The sequence below is a fragment of the Inquilinus sp. CA228 genome (genome assembly GCF_052078665.1).
Lineage (GTDB): Bacteria > Pseudomonadota > Alphaproteobacteria > DSM-16000 > Inquilinaceae > Inquilinus.
This window is the reverse complement of record NZ_JBQJIK010000028.1, coordinates 1-13,712: the sequence shown is the minus strand read 5'-3', so window position 1 is coordinate 13,712 and position 13,712 is coordinate 1. Positions and strand designations below refer to the sequence as shown.

Sequence of the window (13,712 nt, the reverse complement as noted above, 5' to 3'; positions counted from 1 at the left end):
AGCACCATCCCAATCCGTCCCGGTTCTTGGCCTTCTGCGCAGATCTTCCTACAAGGCCGGCAGCCATACAATGCGCCCGCGACCCCGGCGAAGCTCGACGGGCCGGGCGGCCCGCGCTAACCATTCGCAAGCGACACTGCGAGAGACAGGCCATGGCCAGCGACGTCGAAACCGTGACCGCCACCCTGGACTCGCCGCCGCGGCAGCGCATGGCGGCGCATCTGGCGGCGATCGGCCGCGGCCCCGGGCGGTCGCGGCCGCTGACCGAGGCCGAGGCGCAGGACGCCTTCGCCATCATCCTGTCCGGCGAGGCCGACCCCATGCAGGTCGGTGCCTTCCTGCTGCTGGAGCGCTATCGCGGCGAGACGGCGGCCGAGCTGGCCGGCATGATCCGCGCCGCCCGCGCCGTGGTCACTGCCGCCCCGGCGACCCGGCCGGCTCTCGACTGGCCGTCCTACGCCGCCGGCAAGACCCGCGGCGCGCCCTGGTTCCTGCTGTCGGCCCTGCTGGTCGCCCGCGCCGGCCATCCGGTGCTGATGCACGGCATCAATGTCCGGGTCACCGAGGGCATCGAGACCGAGGATGCGGTGCGGGCGCTGGGCCTGCCGGTGGGCGAGACCCCGGCCGAGGCGGCCCGGACGCTCGACACCGCCCGCTTCGCCTATCTGCCGCTGCGCGCGGTCAGCCGCACTTTGACCGAGCTGATGGAGCTGCGGCCGGTGCTGGGGCTGCGCAGCCCGGTCAACTCCGCCGCCCGGCTGCTGAACCCGTTCGCGGCCAAGGCCAGCTTCGTCGGCGTGTTTCACCCGGCCTATCAGGATCTGCACCGCGACACTGCGGGCCTGCTGGGCCAGAGCGACCTCTGCGTGGTCAAGGGCGCCGGCGGCGAGGCCGAGCGCACGCCCTTGAAGGCGCTGTCGCTGCAGCGCCTGGTGGCCGGCGAGGCGCTGGACGAGACGGTGCCGCCGATCGTCGGCGAAGGCCGCGGCGAGCGGCTGGCGCGCCACGACCTGGAGCATTTCCGCGCGGTCTGGACCGGCGCCGCGGAGGATCCCGCGGCCGAGGCGACGGTGGTCGGCACCGCCGCCGTCGCTCTGGCGGTGATCGCCGGCGACAGCGGCGACGCCGCCCATGCCCGCCACCTGGAGCGGGCGACGGCGCTGTGGCGGGAGCGGAACGGCTAACCCGCCCGCCCCGCCTTGTACTGCTCGATCGCGCTGGTGATCAGCCGGTGGTCGTCCTCGTGCGGCAGGCCGGAGACGCCGATGAACCCGACCACCTGCGCGCCGATGCGGATCGGGAAGCCGCCGCCATGATCGATCATCGGCGTGCGCACCGACGGGCTCTCGGCCAGGGTCCGGCCGCGCGCCTTGAGCCGGTGGTGCAGCCACAGCGTGCTGTGGCCGAACTGGCGGACGGCGGCCGATTTCAGGTCGAGCCAGATCTGGTTGTCGGCCGCGGTGCCGTCGAGCGAAGCGGCGAACAGCACCCGGTCGCCGAGCTGGATGCGGATCGCGACCGGCGCCGGCGCCGCCTCGACCAGCGTCCGGCCGATCGCCCAGGCCTCGGCGAAGTCGAAGCGGTCGAAGGCCAGCCGCGCCTCCTCGGCCTCCAGCTCGGCGGTGCGGGCGGCATGGTCGGTCATCGGTCCCTCCTCGAATCTCCTGGACCGATCCTGCCACAGCCGCGCCGCCGATGCGCCATGGCGCCGCCGTCAGTCCCCGTCGCGCAGGGTCAGCGAGCCGTCGGTCAGCCGGCAACGCAGCACCGTCGCCGGCCCGACCGGCTCATAGGTCGACGGGTTCAGATGCTTCAGGCTCAGCTCGGCGGTGTTGTCCGGGAAGATCCGCAGCCGGATGTATTCCAGCGACATGGCGCCATTCGCCGCCTCGAAGGCATGGGTCTCGGAGGTGGCGATGAATTGCGGCGTCAGGTTGTAGGTGCTGAAGGTCGGCACCGCGACCACCGGTGGGCCACCGGCGCCGGAGGGGTCGAGGCATTTGGCCAGGTCGATGATCACGCTCGGCTTGTCGCCCTCGCGCAGCTCGCGGTCGAGCTTGGCGTAGTCCCAGCCGGCCCGCGCCGGCGCCGCGGCGGTGAGCAGGACGAGCAGCGCCGCGGCCGAGGCGCGGCCGAACGGATGACGGGTCATCGGCAGCGAGTCCTTCCGGTGGATAGGGCGGCCGGACCTCCGGCCATGGGACGGCGATCCTATCCGATTCGCGCCGATGGCGGGCCGCGGAGGACACGGGCGGCCGGACCTCTGCCCGGCCGCCCGCTGTCGTCAGGCGTCCTTGTCGGGATCGATCGGCCCGAGCTCGATGACGACGTCGGTCGGTTCGGGCTCGTGCGGTGCCAGCGTCGTCCGCTCGGCATCCGCCCAGCTGGCCAGCTTGATCACCTGCCCCGCCGGAGCCCCGGCCGGCGGCAGTTCCACCGCCTCGAGGATGTAGAGGCCCTCGCCGTCGAGGAGGAAAGTGTGCTCGCCGAACATGGTGCTCAGCTGGGACATGGCTGGATGGTTGTCGGGCAGGGCCTGGGCCCCGAACCGGGTCACCGTCCGGTCGACCAATGCGGTGTTGAGCTTCATCGCGTGCTCCTGTCGATGGAGCCGCCCCTCGAGGCGGCCTGTCGATCGGGTCGCGCCGGGCCGCATGCCACGGCGCGTCGCGGGACCTCCCACACTCGGGGTGGTGCGATATCGGCCGTCCGCACGACTTACCTAAGTGCTGCACAGCATCCTGCAACCCCGGCGCAGCATTGTTATGATGGGCGCCATGATTCGATCGAACCGAGACGCAACGCCATGAAGCCGGAGGATCTCGACAGGCTGCCGCGCCATCTCGACCCGCGCCGCGATCCCTGGCGCCCGGCGATCCGGCCGCTGCCGCCGGGCCGCGCGGTGGCCGCGATCGGCGACGTGCACGGCCAGGCTGACCTCTTGCAGGCGATGCACCGGCTGGTGGCGGCGGAGTTCGCGGCCCTGCCCGGCGGTACCGGCTGCACCCTGATCCATCTCGGCGACCTGGTCGACCGCGGCCCGGAGAATCTGCGGGCCCTGGCCCTGGCGCGGCAGGGCGTCGCGGGCGCCGAGACGATCACCCTGCTCGGCAATCACGACGACCGCATGCTGGCGCTGCTGGACGGCGCCACCGATCACAACAGCCTGCAGTTCTGGCTGAGCTATGGCGGCGAGCGGGTGCTGGCCGAATGCGGCGTCACCGATCTCGACGGCGACTGGCGCGCCCGGGTGCGGGCGGCGATCGGGCCCGACCTGTTGGGCTGGCTGCGCGGCTGCCCGGTCACCCATCGGATCGGCGACCTGGTCTTCGTCCATGCCGGCATCGACCCGCAGCGCCCGCTGGCGGAGCAGGACCGCCGCACGCTGCTGTGGATCCGCGACCCGTTCCTGGACTGGCCCGACCCCTTCCCCGAGGGCGTCGCGGTGATCCACGGCCACACCCCGGCCGACCGGCTGGACCTGGACCACCCGCACCGCATCGACGTCGACACCGGCGCCTTCGCCACCGGCTGCCTGTCGGCGGTGCTGATCCATGGCGACCGGATGCGCGGCTTGCGGGTCTGGCGGCTCTAGGGTTCGCCGTCGACCAGCCGCTGCAGCAGCGGCGCCATCAGCCTCGCCAGAGCCTCGGGCTCGGCCTCGGCCAGCGCCGGCAGGCCGATCACCTGGCGCATGATCTGGACCCCGGCGACGAAGGCCAGGATCAGCGCCGCCCGCTGCGGCGCCAGGTTGCCCTGCAGCGCGCCGGCCAGCACGGTCTGGTGGCCCTGCTCGATCTGCTCGCAGGCGATCTCGGCGGCGCGCCGGCTGGAGGCCGAGTGGATCATGATCAGGAAGCCGTCGAGCGGCGTGGCGCCGGTGCGGGTGATGTCGACCAGGGCCTTGGCGATGGTCTCGCCGAGCCGGGGCGACGCCAGATTGGCCGGGGTCAGGATCGTCGGGTCCGCCATGGTCGCCGCGACTACCTCGGCGAACAGCCGTTCCTTCGAGCCGAAATAGCGGTTCACCAGCATGGCGGTGACCCCCGCCCCGGCCGCGATCTCGCGCACCCCGGCGCCGTCGTAGCCCGACCGCGCGAAGGCCTGCCGCGCCGAGGCCAGGATCGCCTCGCGGGTGGCCGCCGCGTTCCGCCGACGCCGGGTGCCGGGTTGAGTGTCCGTCTTGGTCATCGCTAATCACACACTTGTAGACTTATGGCCTCCCTCCAATGTATACGGCCGTAGATTTTGGACACAATGGCCTCCGGAGACGAGATGACCGAGACAGTCCTGGTGACCGGCGGAACTGGCTTCGTCGCCGGCTGGTGCATCGTCGAGCTGCTGAACCGCGGCTATGCCGTGCGCACCACCATCCGCAGCCCGGCGAAGGAGCTCGCGGCCCGGGCGGCCGTGGCCCGCGGCGGCGCTTCGGATGACGGGCTGAGCTTCGCCATCGCCGACCTGACGGCGGAGGACGGCTGGGACGCCGCGATGGCCGGCTGCGATTATGTCCTGCATGTCGCCTCGCCCCTCGGCGGCCCCGACCCGGCCGACCGGAATGCCTATGTCGGCCCCGCCCGCGACGGCACGTTGCGCGTGCTCCGGGCCGCCGTGGCGGCCGGGGTCAGGCGCGTGGTGATGACCTCGGCGGCCGCGACCGCCCGGCCGCCGCTGAGCTCGGACACGGTCAGCGACGAGACCATGTGGGCCGACCCGGACGACCCGCAATTCGACGCCTACCGGGTCTCCAAGATCCTGGCCGAACGGGCCGCCTGGGATTTCATGCGCCAGGAGGGCGGGACGACCGAATTCGCCACCGTGCTGCCCGGCGCGGTGTTCGGCCCGATCCTGGCGGCGGAGACTCTCGGCTCGGTCCGGATCATCGAGGGGCTGACGCAGGGCCGCCCTCCCGTGATTCCGCCGCTCGGCTTCTGGGTCGTCGATGTCCGCGACCTCGCCGACGCCCATATCCGCGCCATGACCACGCCCGAGGCCGCCGGCGAGCGCTTCATCGCCGCCGGCGAGTTCCTGTGGATGGCCGACATCGCCCGGGCGCTGCGCTCCGGCCTCGGCGCGCGGGGCCGCAAGGTGCCGACCCGCACGCTGCCGGCCTTCATCCTGCAGCTGCTGCTGCCGTTCCAGCCGCAACTCAAGCCGCTGGCGCCGCTGCTCGGGCGCCAATTCAGGCTGACCTCGGAGAAGGCCCGACGCGTGCTGGGCTTCACTCCTCGTCCCGCGACCACCACGGTGGTCGACTGCGCCGAGAGCCTACTGGCTACGACGGGTCCGGCTCGAGCGTGAACAATTCCTGCGACATGCGCACGCCGCGCAGGGCGTAGCGGCCGACGCAGACCAGCCCGGCCTCGGCCCCGCCCGCCGCCGCGGCGAAGGCGGAAGAGACCAGCATCGGCTGGTCCGCCGACCGGCACATCTCGGCGATCCGGCTGGTCTCGTTCACCGCCGGGCCGACCACGGTAAAGTCGAGCCGGTGGGCGCTGCCGATATTGCCGAAGAACACCTCGCCGATATGCAGCCCGGCATAGATCTCGGTCACCGGCTGGCCGGCCGCTTCGCGCTGCGGGTTCAGCATCGCGATCGTGGCCCGGGCCCCGCGCACCGCCTCCAGCGCCGCCCGGCAGGCCCGGGCGCGGGCCTCGGCCCCGCCATCCTCCGGCCGGAAGATCGCCAGCACGCCGTCGCCGATCAGCTTCAGCACGTCGCCGCCCGCCTCCTGCACCGCCGAGATCACCGCATCGGCATAGTCGTTCAGCAGCGGAATGATCTCCTCCGGCGGCGCGTTGTCGGAGATGCGGGTGTAGCTGCGCAGGTCGCTGAACCACAGCACCGCGTCGATCCGGTCGGCGACGCCGCGGGCGATGCGGCCCGACCACACCAGGTTGCAGGCGTCGCGGCCCAGATAGGTCTCCAGCAGCGTCGAGGCCATCCGCGCCAGGGTGGCCGCCTTTATCGCCATGGCCAGGCCGGGCAGGACCTTGAGCAGCCCGGCGATCTCCTCGTCGCTGAAGCCGCCGGGCTGGTCCGTGGTCCAGGCCGAGAACAGCCCGTCCCAGTCGGCGATCGCACCCTCGGGCTCGAAGCGGTTGAGGACGCCGAGATAGTCGGTCATCCCCTCCTCCTGCGACGTGGCCACCGCCGGGAACTCGACGCAGCTCTCCGCCGTCACCCGCCGGCGCATCCATTCCTCGCCGGTGTCGATCAGGTGGAAGAACGGGCTGGCGCGCCACTTCTCCTCGCGCTCGCCGGCGGTGGTGCGGCCATAGCCGGTGAAGCTGGCCTCCTCGCCGCGGCGCCAGCGCACGGCGTTGCCCTCATAGATCGGGTGCAGCGTGTCGATCACCAGCAGGCCGCCGGCGACCGGCAGGCCGGCGAACACGGCCCGGGCGCAGAAGCCGGCCAGCAGCTCGGTCTCCGACAGGCCGATCAGCCCCGCCTCGGTGGTCCAGGCGGACAGTGCGGTGAGCTTGGATTCGTCCATCGATTCTCCTCGACCGGAAGCTTTACACGAAGCGGAGGGCCGGTGCAGCGGCGGCACGCTGTCCTCGGGCCGGCCGCCATCCGGCCTTGTTCCGCCGGTCACACCCGGACCGTCATGGCATCATGCCGGGTTGGTATGGGCCAACCCCTGGTGTCCCGCCGATCCTGACCGTATCTCAGACTCGTATCCGAAGATGGAACCCGCGGGACGGCCCCGGCGCGTCGTCGCCACCCGCGCGAAACCATCCTCCCCCCTCAGTTGTGGTCCATCATGGCAAACCGTTCGAAACGGCTGACGCTTGCCGAGTGGCTGTTCTTGGTCACGGAAGCGAATCCCGAGCTCCTGGGAGAGTTCAGGCCCGATCCGCCGGGCAGAGATCTTCCACCCTATGTTCCTCGGCGAGCGCCCAGATACGTGCCGAGCGGACGGCCGCGCGTGAACTTCAATGGCCAGGTGCAGGACGGAGAGAACCCGATCGTCTGCCGCCATTTCGCCTACGCCTACTTCGAATCGCCCGATAAGGCGGACTTCCTCGAAAAGATGCAGGAGGATATCGACATCTGGGCCAACTTCGACGGAAGAACCGAAGAGATCGAAAAGGACACCAATGACCTCGCAAATTCCACCCCCGAGACGGCCAAGCACATCGTCGACTCGGAGAACTTTGGATTCTTCATCGGCGATATCGCGAAGCAGATGCGCACCACCGGCGTCGGATCATCGAACATTCTCCTGACGACGTCGCTCCATCAGATGGCGGTCAACATCTCAATGGATGCGGGGGATCCGGAAATTCACGTCAAGATCTACGATCCCAATATCACGACGGACGACAATGAATTCGTTTTTTACAGTGCAGACGATATGCAGGACATCGTCTTTACGGACCTGGTGCAGGGCGGTGAACAGTATTTTGGGAGGGATGACAGGAGCATGATGGCCATGTGTAAGAACATTGAGCTCGAAGCCCCATCGGCCCTGACCTATATCGACACGGGAGACCGCCCGGCCCCGTCGCAGGCATTCGTTATGACCTGCGCCTTGACCAGCGGCCTGCCGTCAGTCGTGCGCGCGCTCGGCCAAACATGGGCGGGGCATGAGAAGGCCGTGTTGGATCTCGGTCTTCTCCTGGCCCTGAACAGGAACGGCCATCCCGCCCTCGAATTCGCCGCGCAGAACGGGCAGGCGGAGGCGATGAAGGCTTGGGCGGAGATTCTCCGGAATCTCGAGCTGACAAAGGACGAACGGCTGAATCTCGTCCGCCACAAGAATGCCAACGAGGTATCCGCCTTCTTCGTCGCCATGGAGCATGGCGATGAGAACAGTGTCAGAGCCATGGGCGAGATCTGGGAGATGCTGGGATTCCACCGCGACGACATCGTTGCCATGATGAACGAGACGGACACATCAGGAAGATCGGCGCCGCTTGCGGCCATGCACAACGACAAGGACAAGTGCGGGGCCGAATACTTCGAACTGATGAAGCGGTTCGGAATCAAGCGAAGCGAGCTGTCGCTCCTGTAGGGCGGACCCCCGTTGTCCCCGTTCACAGCACTCCGAGCAGCCCGTCGGCCAGCAGCTTCAGCCCGATCGCCACCAGCAGCAGGTGGCACCAGAGGTACAGCTGCGCCTCGTCGATGCGGTCGTGAAAGCGGCGGCCGATCCAGACCCCGACCGGCACCACCGGCGCCGCCGCGGCGATGGCGGCGAGGTTCCGCGGCTCCAGCACGCCGAGATACAGGTAGGGCACCTGCTTGGCGATGTTGCAGAGCATGAACACGATCGCCGAGGTGCCGGCGAACACGGTCTTGTCCAGCCGCTGCGGCAGCAGGTAGATCGCCAGCGGCGGGCCGCCGGAATGGGCGACGAAGGTGGTGTAGCCGGTCAGCGTGCCCCACAGCGCCGCGCGGCGGCCGGACGGGGCGGCGCGCGGCTGCTCGAGCCGGCGGCGGGCGAACCAGCGCAGGGCGAAGATCAGGGTGACCAGCGCGATCAGCAGCGTCACCCAGGCCGGGTCGACCAGGGCGAAGGTCAGCCCGCCGAGGGCGATGCCGCACAGCAGCGGCAGCAGCAGGACCCGCAGATTCGGCCGGCTCCAGGTCCGCGGCGGGAAGGCCCAGACGGTGAACACGTCCATCAGCAGCACCAGCGGCGCGATCACCGCCGCCGCGTCCACCGCCGGCATGACGAAGGACAGCGAGGGGATGCCGAGGATGGCGAAGCCGCCGCCGAAGCCGCCCTTGGTGAAGGCGATCACGAAGATGGTGCCCAGCAGCACGGCGAGGAGGATGGGATCGGTCGGCATCAGCGCGACCATGGCCGGTCCGGCCCGTCCCGCTCAACCACCGGATTGCGCCGAGAGCAATTCATCGGCCGAGGATCGCGGCCAGGCCGAAGCCGAGACCGATCATCGCGGCACCGGCGAACGCCGCGACCAGCACCGTCGCGACGGCAACGCCGGAGCGAGGAGATGGGACAAGGCAGGCATCCGAGGGCTCCATCGATGGATCGCGTGGACGATATGCCGGAGCGAAATCCGGGAGTATCCTGTTCTTCCGGATGACATCCTTCCGGAAACCGCAAGGATCGCCATGGACCGCTTCGAGGCGATGGTCGTCTTCGTCAGGGTGGCCGAGGCCGGCAGCCTGTCGGCGGCGGCACGCGAGCTCGGCCTGTCGCTGACCTCGGTCAGCCGCCAGCTCGCGGCGCTGGAGGAGCGGCTGGGCACTCGGCTGGTGATCCGCACCACCCGGCGGCTGGCGCTGACCGAGGCCGGGCGCCTGTACCACGACCAGGCCCGCCGCATCCTGGGCGAGGTCGAGGAGGCGGAGCAGGCGCTGACCGCGCATCAGTCGGAGCCGGCCGGCCGGCTGCATGTCGCCGCGCCGACGCTGATCGGCCGGCTGAAGCTGGCGCCGCTGCTGCCGGAGTTCCTGGCCCGCCACCCCGGCCTGGCCATCGACCTGACATTGACCGATCGCCCGGTCGATCTCGTCGAGGACGGCGTCGACCTCGCCATCCGCATCGGCCGGCAGCCGGATTCGAGCCTGATCCTCCGCCGGCTCGGCGGCATCCGCATGCGGGTCTGCGCCGCGCCCGGCTACCTCGCCCGCCGCGGCGAGCCGGCGGTGCCCGAGGACCTGGCCGTGCATGACTGCGTGGTCTTCGCCACCGCACCCGGCCCCGTGTCATGGCCATTCCAGACCACGGCCGGGCGGGTGACAGTCCCGGTCGCCGCCCGGATCCGCGCCAACGACCTGGACGCCGCGGTCGCCGCGGCGCTGGCCGGCGCTGGCCTTGTCCGCGCCCCGTCCTGGCAGGTCGCCGACCTGGTGGCCGCCGGCCGGCTGACACCGGTCCTGACCGGCCATGAGCGCCCGTCGGCGCCGGTGCAGGTGCTGTTCCTGCCCAGCCGGCTGCTGTCGCCCAAGATCCGCCTGTTCGCCGACTTCCTCGCCGAACGCTGGGCCGGGCGCGACTTCGGCCATGAGGGGGAGGGGTAGCGGTCAGGCCCCCTCCCCCTGCACCCGGAAGCTGGCACGGTATTGGGCGGGCGTGACGCCGAGGCGTTTGGCGAAGACGATGCGCATGCGGTCGGGGCTGCCGAAGCCGCAATCATAGGCCACGACCTTGAGGGCCCGGTCGCTGCCCTCCAGCAGGTTGCGGGCGGCGTCGACCCGGGCGCGCTCGACGAATTCATGCGGCGTCACGCCGGTCTCCTGCACGAACAGCCGCGCCAGGTTGCGGCTGCTCATGCCCGCCACCTGGGCCAGCGCCTCGACCGTGAAGGTCGCCCCGATGGTCTGCATGACATGCGCCTGCACCCGGGCGAGCGGCGAGTCCAGGTTGGCCGGCGCGGTCAGGAACGGGCTGAACTGCGACTGGCCGCCCTGGCGCTGCGCCACCACCACCAGCCGCTTCGCCACCGCCAGCGACACCCGGGCGCCATGATGCTCCGCCACCAGCGCCAGGGCCAGGTCGATGCCGGCGGTGACCCCGGCCGAGGTCACCAGCGCGCCGTCGCGCAGATAGATCCGGTCGAGCTCGACCTGGGCCCGCGGGAACAGCTCTGCCAGGCGCGGCGCGTTCTGCCAATGCGTGGTGACGCGATGCCCGTCGAGCAGCCCGGCATGGCCGAAGGCGAAGGCGCCGGTGCAGATCGACCCGTGCAGCCCGGCCCGCGGCGCGGCCGCCGCCAGCCAGCCGGACAGCCTCGGGTCGGGCGCCGCCGTCGGCAGGCCGGGGCCGCCGGCGACCAGCACCATCGAGAACGGCTCCGCGGCCTCGCCGAAGCTGCGGTCGGCGATCATCTGCATGCCGTTAGAAGCGCGCAGCGGCGCGGTGTCGGCGGCGACCAGCAGCGTCTCATAGCGGTCGGCGGCGTCGATGAAGCCATTGGCCTCGGCGAAGACATCGACCGGGCCGGCGACATCCAGCGCCTGCACCCCCGGGAAGATGGCGATCGCGACCGTCCGCACCGGCATCCCGTTCCTCTCCTGCTGTCGCCGACCGATCCCATGACCGCCGCCCGGCCGCAATGTCCGATTTCCGCGTGCGCTTGTCCGGAAGCGCCGCCCCCGCCGCGTTGAGGAGGACGGCGTCGGCAGCTCACATGAAGGGCATCGAAACCGACGGAAGGTTCACGACCATGTCCATCGCCGGCATCCGCATTCCCGACAGCGCCATGGCCCGGGAGATCACCGAGCTGGTGCGCGACACCGAGAGCGACCTGCTGTTCCACCACTCGACCCGGGTCTACCTGTTCGGCGCCCTGACCGGGCAGCGCAAGGGTCTGAAGTTCGATCCCGAGCTGCTGTACGCCGGGGCGATGTTCCACGACATGGGCCTGGTGGACGCCTATTCCAGCCCCGACCTGCGCTTCGAGGTCGACGGCGCCAACGCCGCGCGCGACTTCCTGAAGCGCCACGGCATCGCCGATTCCGACATCGACCTGGTGTGGGATTCGATCGCCCTGCACACCACCCCGGGCATCCCGGAGCACAAGCACCCGGTCGTGGCGCTGGTGACGGCCGGGGTGGAGATGGACGTTCTGGGCCTCGCCTTCCACGACTTCACTCAGGAGCAGCGGCGCCAGGTGGTGCACGCCCATCCGCGCGGCCACGACTTCAAGCACGGCATCATCGAGGCCTTCGCCCACGGCACCATCCGCAAGCCGGAGACCACCTTCGGCAATGTGAAGGCCGACGTGCTGGCCCGGATGGACCCGACCTACCAGCGGGTCGACTTCACCGATGTGATCCTGGGCTCGGATTGGGAGAGCTGACGCCCGCCCCTCCCCTTCCTGTCATTGCCGGACTTGACCGGCAATCCAGAGGGTGTCGACGCTCTCTGGATGCCCGGGTCAAGCCCGGGCATGACAGTGTGGGGGGATCCTCACGCCCCAACGCTGGACACTCGCGCCCGGACGGCCCATCTTTCGCCCATCATGACCGTCCCGGGATACAGCATCTGCGCCGCCGACGGCCTCGGCCGGTCGTTGCGGCTGTGGCGCGCACTGCGGCGGGTCAAGCAGGCCCATGCCGCCGAGCTGCTACGCGTGTCGCAGGCGATGGTGTCGCGCTGGGAGGCCGGCACGCTGGTCCCCGATGCCGAGGAGCAGGGCCGCCTGCGCCAGTTGATGAGCGCGCGGCTCGATAGCGCCGCGGACCACGCTTTGGCCCGGCTGGTCACCGACTCCTCCGCCAGCGCCCATCTGGTCTGCGACCTGACGCACCGGCTGCTGGCCGCATCGCGCGGGCGCGACCAGGACTGGAACTTCCGCACGCCGGAGCTACTGGGCGTCTCGCTCTGGCGCTTCGCCACGCCGGAGATCCAGGCCGCCGAGGCCACCCTGACCGACGACGGCTGGTTCGAGCCCGAGTCGCCCGCGGTCGAGCTCGACACCGGGGCCAACGGGTCGCCGATCGTCCCGATCCGCCAGGGCCGCATGCGCTGGACCCGGCTGCAGCTGTCCGACGGCGCCTTCGTGCGCCTGGCCGAGACCATCGCCTGAGCCTCTGGCGGCTGAATATCTTATTCAGCCGCCCTCCCCCGCTTCTTCGCTACGATCGCCCGGTCCTGAACACGGAGTGATCATGTCGTCGCGCGGATCCTGGCTGGCGATCCTGGTGATCTACGCCGCCGGCGTGGCCGCCGCGGCGCAGCTCGGCAAGCTGTCGGCGCTGCTGCCGCCGATGCAGCACGATCTCGGCCTCGACCTGACCGTAGCCGCGCTGCTGGTGTCGCTGCTCGAGATCGGCGGCGCCACGCTGGGGCTGTTCGCCGGGGTGGTGATCAGCCGCGTCGGCGCCCGCCGCGCCCTGCTGGCCGGGCTGCTGCTGATGGCCATTGCCGCCGCCGGCATGGCCGCCACCTCGGCCGTGGCCGGGCTGTTCCTGTGGCGGGTCGTCGAGGCCGCGGCCTATCTCGCCGTGGCGGTCGCCGCCCCGACCCTGACCATCGCCGTCGCCACCCCGGCGCAGCGGGCGACCGCGCTGGCGCTGTGGAGCACCTTCTTCCCGGTCGGCTTCGCCGTCGGCAGCATCCTCGCCGGCCTGGGGGTGGAGGTCGTGCCCTGGCGCTGGGTGCTGCTGGGCAGCGCCGCGCTGACCGCCCTGCTGCTGCTGCCGTCCTGGCGCCTGCCGACGCCGCCGGAGGCCGCGCCACGCCGGGCCGCGAAGAACGGCGCTCATCCGCTCCGGGCGCCGGCTGGCGCTTGGCTGATGGCGGTGGGCTTCGCCTGCTACACGGTGTTCGAGGTCGGTCTGCTGGCGGTGATGCCGGCCTATTTCACCAGCCAGCGCGGCGTCTCGGCCTCGATGGCCGGGCTGATCACCGGGGCGGCCGCCTTCGCTGCGGTGCTGGGCGGCCTGGCCGCCGCCTGGTGGATGCGGCGGGACCGGCCGCTCGGCGGCTTCACCGCTGTCGGAATCATCGTGCCGGCGCTGCTGCTGTTCGCCGTGTTCACCCCGTCGGAGGGATCCTGGCTCTGGCCAGCCGTGGCGGCGATGCTGCTGAACGCGATCTCCGGCGCCGTGCCGGCCGTGGTCTTCGCCCGCCTGCCGGACGCGGTCGGGCCCGGCGGCGACATGGCCACGGCGAACGGCCTGCTGGCCCAGGGCGGCGCCTCCGGGTCGCTGCTGGGGCCGCCGCTGCTGGCCGCCGCGGCGAGCCATTGGGGCTGGCCGGCCGCGGCCGCCGCCGGCCAGCCCCAATG

General features: G+C 71.0%; 15 protein-coding genes. 8 read left to right on the top strand and 7 right to left on the bottom strand.

Annotated elements, in window-relative coordinates:
• The first annotated feature begins 152 nt into the window (after positions 1–152).
• Entirely contained in the window at positions 153–1,184 is a 1,032-nt protein-coding gene (locus ACTOWL_RS15730) for a glycosyl transferase family protein (protein WP_441322190.1), read from the top strand.
• Here ACTOWL_RS15730 and ACTOWL_RS15725 read toward each other — a convergent pair.
• From ACTOWL_RS15725 to ACTOWL_RS15715, 3 genes are all read right to left on the bottom strand, one after another.
• A complete protein-coding gene (locus ACTOWL_RS15725) occupies positions 1,181–1,645 on the bottom strand; it encodes a heme-binding protein (RefSeq protein WP_441322189.1) in 465 nt (154 codons plus the stop codon). The genes ACTOWL_RS15730 and ACTOWL_RS15725 overlap by 4 nt on opposite strands.
• A gap of 69 nt (positions 1,646–1,714) precedes the next feature.
• Positions 1,715–2,152 carry a VirK family protein gene (locus ACTOWL_RS15720; RefSeq protein WP_441322188.1) on the bottom strand — a complete coding sequence of 146 codons (438 nt, stop codon included), beginning with the start codon at positions 2,150–2,152 and terminating at the stop codon, positions 1,715–1,717.
• A gap of 132 nt (positions 2,153–2,284) precedes the next feature.
• A complete protein-coding gene (locus ACTOWL_RS15715) occupies positions 2,285–2,590 on the bottom strand; it encodes a hypothetical protein (RefSeq protein WP_441322187.1) in 306 nt (101 codons plus the stop codon).
• Between the two features lie 216 nt (positions 2,591–2,806).
• On the opposite strand from ACTOWL_RS15715, the gene ACTOWL_RS15710 reads away from it, so the two are divergent.
• Positions 2,807–3,595, top strand: a complete 789-nt coding sequence (locus ACTOWL_RS15710; RefSeq protein WP_441322186.1) for a metallophosphoesterase — start codon at positions 2,807–2,809, stop codon at positions 3,593–3,595.
• Here the strand turns inward: ACTOWL_RS15710 and ACTOWL_RS15705 are convergent.
• Positions 3,592–4,191 carry a TetR/AcrR family transcriptional regulator gene (locus ACTOWL_RS15705; RefSeq protein ID WP_441322185.1) on the bottom strand — a complete coding sequence of 200 codons (600 nt, stop codon included), beginning with the start codon at positions 4,189–4,191 and terminating at the stop codon, positions 3,592–3,594. The two genes, ACTOWL_RS15710 and ACTOWL_RS15705, sit on opposite strands and share 4 nt — an antisense overlap.
• A gap of 84 nt (positions 4,192–4,275) precedes the next feature.
• Between ACTOWL_RS15705 and ACTOWL_RS15700 the strand changes: the two genes are divergently transcribed.
• The gene (locus tag ACTOWL_RS15700; protein ID WP_441322184.1) at positions 4,276–5,301 is read left to right on the top strand and encodes an SDR family oxidoreductase; all 1,026 of its coding nucleotides are present in this window, start codon (positions 4,276–4,278) and stop codon (positions 5,299–5,301) included.
• Here the strand turns inward: ACTOWL_RS15700 and ACTOWL_RS15695 are convergent.
• Positions 5,276–6,496, bottom strand: coding sequence for an adenylate/guanylate cyclase domain-containing protein (locus ACTOWL_RS15695; protein WP_441322183.1), 1,221 nt, complete (start codon positions 6,494–6,496; stop codon positions 5,276–5,278). The genes ACTOWL_RS15700 and ACTOWL_RS15695 overlap by 26 nt on opposite strands.
• 270 nt (positions 6,497–6,766) lie before the next feature.
• On the opposite strand from ACTOWL_RS15695, the gene ACTOWL_RS15690 reads away from it, so the two are divergent.
• Positions 6,767–8,020 (top strand): ShET2/EspL2 family type III secretion system effector toxin, encoded by a 1,254-nt coding sequence (locus ACTOWL_RS15690; protein WP_441322182.1) that lies wholly within the window; start codon positions 6,767–6,769, stop codon positions 8,018–8,020.
• 22 nt (positions 8,021–8,042) lie between these two features.
• Here ACTOWL_RS15690 and ACTOWL_RS15685 read toward each other — a convergent pair whose 3' ends face one another.
• Positions 8,043–8,813 (bottom strand): sulfite exporter TauE/SafE family protein, encoded by a 771-nt coding sequence (locus ACTOWL_RS15685; RefSeq protein WP_441322181.1) that lies wholly within the window; start codon positions 8,811–8,813, stop codon positions 8,043–8,045.
• Positions 8,814–9,087: 274 nt separating this feature from the next.
• On the opposite strand from ACTOWL_RS15685, the gene ACTOWL_RS15680 reads away from it, so the two are divergent.
• Complete coding sequence (locus tag ACTOWL_RS15680; RefSeq protein ID WP_441322180.1) at positions 9,088–9,999, top strand: LysR family transcriptional regulator; 912 nt, start codon at positions 9,088–9,090, stop codon at positions 9,997–9,999.
• 3 nt (positions 10,000–10,002) lie between these two features.
• On the opposite strand, the gene ACTOWL_RS15675 is transcribed toward ACTOWL_RS15680, so the two are convergent.
• The gene (locus ACTOWL_RS15675) at positions 10,003–10,980 is read right to left on the bottom strand and encodes a GlxA family transcriptional regulator (protein ID WP_441322179.1); all 978 of its coding nucleotides are present in this window, start codon (positions 10,978–10,980) and stop codon (positions 10,003–10,005) included.
• A 164-nt stretch (positions 10,981–11,144) separates the two neighbouring features.
• Between ACTOWL_RS15675 and ACTOWL_RS15670 the strand changes: the two genes are divergently transcribed.
• The 3 genes from ACTOWL_RS15670 to ACTOWL_RS15660 all read left to right on the top strand — a co-directional run.
• Complete coding sequence (locus ACTOWL_RS15670) at positions 11,145–11,780, top strand: HD domain-containing protein (protein ID WP_441322178.1); 636 nt, start codon at positions 11,145–11,147, stop codon at positions 11,778–11,780.
• A gap of 162 nt (positions 11,781–11,942) precedes the next feature.
• Positions 11,943–12,509 (top strand): helix-turn-helix domain-containing protein, encoded by a 567-nt coding sequence (locus tag ACTOWL_RS15665; protein WP_441322177.1) that lies wholly within the window; start codon positions 11,943–11,945, stop codon positions 12,507–12,509.
• Between the two features lie 82 nt (positions 12,510–12,591).
• Positions 12,592–13,712, top strand: a 1,121-nt coding sequence (locus ACTOWL_RS15660; protein ID WP_441322176.1) for an MFS transporter, incomplete at its 3' end; no start/stop codon positions are given.

Bases quoted from the DNA above. Each gene is read 5' to 3' on its own strand.
- ACTOWL_RS15730 (WP_441322190.1), top strand. From the start codon at position 153: ATGGCCAGCGACGTCGAAACCGTGACCGCCACCCTGGACTCGCCGCCG.
- ACTOWL_RS15725 (WP_441322189.1), bottom strand. From the start codon at position 1,645: ATGACCGACCATGCCGCCCGCACCGCCGAGCTGGAGGCCGAGGAGGCG.
- ACTOWL_RS15720 (WP_441322188.1), bottom strand. From the start codon at position 2,152: ATGACCCGTCATCCGTTCGGCCGCGCCTCGGCCGCGGCGCTGCTCGTC.
- ACTOWL_RS15715 (WP_441322187.1), bottom strand. From the start codon at position 2,590: ATGAAGCTCAACACCGCATTGGTCGACCGGACGGTGACCCGGTTCGGG.
- ACTOWL_RS15710 (WP_441322186.1), top strand. From the start codon at position 2,807: ATGAAGCCGGAGGATCTCGACAGGCTGCCGCGCCATCTCGACCCGCGC.
- ACTOWL_RS15705 (WP_441322185.1), bottom strand. From the start codon at position 4,191: ATGACCAAGACGGACACTCAACCCGGCACCCGGCGTCGGCGGAACGCG.
- ACTOWL_RS15700 (WP_441322184.1), top strand. From the start codon at position 4,276: ATGACCGAGACAGTCCTGGTGACCGGCGGAACTGGCTTCGTCGCCGGC.
- ACTOWL_RS15695 (WP_441322183.1), bottom strand. From the start codon at position 6,496: ATGGACGAATCCAAGCTCACCGCACTGTCCGCCTGGACCACCGAGGCG.
- ACTOWL_RS15690 (WP_441322182.1), top strand. From the start codon at position 6,767: ATGGCAAACCGTTCGAAACGGCTGACGCTTGCCGAGTGGCTGTTCTTG.
- ACTOWL_RS15685 (WP_441322181.1), bottom strand. From the start codon at position 8,813: ATGGTCGCGCTGATGCCGACCGATCCCATCCTCCTCGCCGTGCTGCTG.
- ACTOWL_RS15680 (WP_441322180.1), top strand. From the start codon at position 9,088: ATGGACCGCTTCGAGGCGATGGTCGTCTTCGTCAGGGTGGCCGAGGCC.
- ACTOWL_RS15675 (WP_441322179.1), bottom strand. From the start codon at position 10,980: ATGCCGGTGCGGACGGTCGCGATCGCCATCTTCCCGGGGGTGCAGGCG.
- ACTOWL_RS15670 (WP_441322178.1), top strand. From the start codon at position 11,145: ATGTCCATCGCCGGCATCCGCATTCCCGACAGCGCCATGGCCCGGGAG.
- ACTOWL_RS15665 (WP_441322177.1), top strand. From the start codon at position 11,943: ATGACCGTCCCGGGATACAGCATCTGCGCCGCCGACGGCCTCGGCCGG.